The organism is Oleiphilus sp. HI0079, assembly GCF_001635105.1.
The window spans coordinates 1-935 of sequence record NZ_LWFT01001390.1 but is presented as its reverse complement, the minus strand read 5'-3'; the positions used below and the strand labels follow the sequence as shown (position 1 = coordinate 935).

The 935-nt window shown below is 51.7% G+C and carries 1 protein-coding gene; it reads left to right on the top strand.

Features of this window, described 5'->3' with window-relative positions:
- Nucleotides 1-15: 15 nt before the first annotated feature.
- Nucleotides 16-935 (top strand): 3'-5' exonuclease (locus tag A3750_RS23975; protein ID WP_197475285.1); only part of this gene is annotated, 920 nt, incomplete at its 3' end.

The following is a 935-nucleotide window of genomic DNA, read 5'->3' as shown; positions in this document are numbered from 1 at the left end:
CGCTCCGGTACGAATATGCGCAAACCTGAATGGGGCGCTGGGCTGTATATCGATCAGGTATGTAATGAGACAGACGGTGATAAGAAACGCAACAAAGAAGGTACGCAAGATGCGTTAGCGCGCCTTTGTGCAATGCGTCTCGTTAAGTTGCTGGGTGATGCGTCATTGCAGGTTAAGAGCGCAGATATCACGATTCTCGTTCGAGACCGAAATGAAGCCCTGGTTATGCAGCAGCATTTGCTCGCGCAGGGCGTGAAAGCGAGCTTTGATAATCGGCACTCAATCTTTCACACTCCGGAGGCCGTCTCCATCTACAACCTATTGTTCGCCGCTCAAAATACGGCGAGTGAGCGCGCGCTCATGCAGTGTTTGAGTGACCCGTTCTGGGGACTCAGTGATCGGTCCTTAATGGAAATGCAGCAAAATGAAGCGATTTCTTTTTCCTGGACGGAGCGCCTGCGAGAGATTGCACTCCGTTGGCAGGATCACGGGGTTTTATCAGCGGTTCGCTCTGCATTGGTCAGCTTTGGCGCGTTGGAGCATTGGCAAGGTTCAGAGGACCAAGAATTGCTCTGGGAGCGCAAACTCTCCAATGTCGGTCAAATTGCCGAATTACTCCAAGCCCAATCGGCGCGCATTGGCAGCCCTGCAAGTCTCTTGCACTGGTTTGCCCGACAGCTCGAGGAGGACGATTCGACTTTAGGAAAAGAGCGTGAAATACGCCTAGAAAGCGATGATCAGTTGGTGCGCATTGTAACGGTCCACAGTTCGAAAGGTCTTGAATATCCCGTCGTATTTGTCCCCTTTCTATCCTCAGGGAAAAGAGTGTCTGCTCCGGTTTGGTTTTATGATGAGGAGGGGCGCTTGTCTCTCGCTTTAGAGCCTGACGATAGTGAGAAAACCGCTGCCGAAAAAGAGAGTTTGGCAGAGGATTG